1 protein-coding gene is annotated in these 2,394 nt (G+C 65.3%); it reads left to right on the forward strand.

All coding sequences use genetic code 11. From position 1 onward, the window contains the following. Positions 1-48: 48 nt before the first annotated feature. Positions 49-2,394: AAA family ATPase (locus AC1DT2_RS20740; protein ID WP_477298432.1), on the forward strand; the 2,346-nt coding region annotated here is incomplete at its 3' end.

Consider the following 2,394-nt stretch of genomic DNA (forward strand, 5'->3'; position numbering starts at 1 on the left):
GGTGATGCTTTGCTACCGCTGCTCGAGTCCCTCGATACGCCCCCTACCGTGAGCGATACGACCGGCCGGCGTTACCGCTTGAGCGCAGACGACGTATGGCCGGTGGATCAGCCGCCCAAATTCGCATGCCTCCTTCCCGCCGAGGGCACGTCGCCAGCCAGTAGAGCCGATGTCATACGCTTCTGTCAGCGGTTTGTGGTCGAGCTAGAATTGCCGGCCGCGTCCTTGGACCTGGACGCTCCGGGCGCCCTCGAGCGCGCGCTGCTGGACGCGCTGACGGTACGCGTGGGCATCGGACGGTACCCGAACGCCGAACGCGACGTCGGGGATGTCGCGGCGTTGGCGATTCACATGGCCGCCAACGCGCGTGCAAATGGCGCGCGGCTGCTCCCGGGGGAAATCGCTCGCCGACTGGGCGTGCGCACGGACTTCGGCCGCATCGCCCAGGCCTTTCCGCTCGACCGCGCGGTCCTCCAGCCTAGAGTTGTCCAACGACGGCGACTGCGCCTGGCGATCGAATCTGGTGGTCACCACGTCCTGCTTGCCGGCCCAGGCGCGGGGAAATCCTGGGCACTCACTCAACTGGCCGAGGACCTCGTCGACGGCGGGCACGTTGTCGCACGCCACTATTGTTTCCTCGACCCAGGCGACGAACTGGTTGAACGACGCGTCATCGCTGACGCGTTCTTTGGCAACTTGCTCGGCGAACTAAACGACGCGTTGGCTGGGCACGGCGGGCTCCCGCCGGCAGGCTTCGCCGCCGGTCCGGTCGAACTGGAACGACGACTGGCCGAAGCTGCCGCGACGGGGACCCGGATCTTCCTGATCATCGACGGACTAGACCACATCGCGCGGGTCCGCGCCGCCTCGGTTAATCTGAGCGAGGCCGATACGGACATCGTCGAGCACCTGGCGTCACTCCGACTGCCCGCCGCCGTCACGCTGGTGCTCGGTTCACAACCAGGCGATCACCTCGACCCGTTCCGCCACGCCGCCGGCGAAGCCCTCTCCTGTCACGAGGTCACGCCATGGTCTGCCACCGAGATCCTAGGCCTGGCGCGAAGTCACGGACTGCTGGCAGTATTTGATGATCTACATTGGCATGCGCCCGATGCGCGCCAGGCGGCGCTCGATCTTCTCGCCGAGCGCGCGGAGGGCAACCCGCTTTACGCCCGCTATCTGATTCGCGGACTGATCACGGCCCTGACAAAGGGTCACGCCATCGAACCGTACGACTGGTTACGCGATGCCCCGGTGATCGAGGGCGACATCGCGCGTTATTACCGACACCTGTACTCGAAAGCGAGCCAGGACGCCAAGGCAGTCGCCGATCTGCTCGGGGTCTTGGACTTCGCGGTGACCGCTCGCGAGCTGACCGAGATCACCGGGCCGATGCTGGGGGAATGGGTCAATGAGACGTTGGGCGCCCTTGCGCCGATCCTCACCCAGGCGACGGCGCAAGGCGGGATTCGGATTTTCCACGAGTCATTCCGGCGTTTCATGTTGACGCAACTGCAAGAGGCTGGCCGACAGCTATCGTCCGTGCTGAACCCAGCGATCACGTGGCTGGAAAGTCGCGCCTTTTTCGATGACGCCCGCAGCTATCGCTTCCTGTTCGTTCTGCTGCGTCGCGCTGGGCGTGACCCCGAGATCCTTCAGCGCGTAAGCAACTCCTTCGTTGAGGAAAGCCTGCTCGGCGGCCACTGCGAGGAAGCGATCGAGCACAATTTATGGTTGGCTTGCGATACTGCAGCGCGCACCGTGGACTGGGTTGCCCTTGTCCGCTGTGGCGAACTGCTGCGATCGCTGGCCAGTTGCTTCGACGACGGCGCCAATCGCTGGGAGGGTTACTGGCACGCCTTCCAAGCAGTCCACGGGCCAGAGGCCGCCGCAGAGCGCCTGCTCTTCGACGGCCGCCCGACCCTGAGTCGCGACGAGGGCTTGCTCGTCTGCGCGTCCGTCGACGCGGCCCAGGCAGTCGCACCGTGGCGGGAATATCTGAATCTTCCGGTTGAGGACGATACGGAGCGGCAGACTTTCGACCCGGGTGACACGGGCGACGCGTTGGTCAATGATGAAGCCGTCTGGCTAGCGGCGATTCGCGGGAGGCTAAGGCTCGGCGAGCGATTCCGGATGATGCGCCGCGTACACAGTCATCTTTGTCTAGGCGACGATAGCTTGAGCACGGCCTTCGTGCGGAGCGTCGGACGCCTCTTTGCCGAAGAGCTGTCACCGGCCCTGGTAGCCCGCATGGCGCGGCGCGCTGACTCCACGCAGCCGACGACCTTTGCGATGCCCGCGACGTACGCGTGCGCCCTCTTGCTGGGCGCGGCCGACTTTCTCAGTGTCGATAACGACGAGCAAACGCAGGCGTTCGCCAGCGCAGCTTTGGGG

The sequence above is a fragment of the Luteibacter sp. P4_E6 genome (assembly GCF_056401535.1).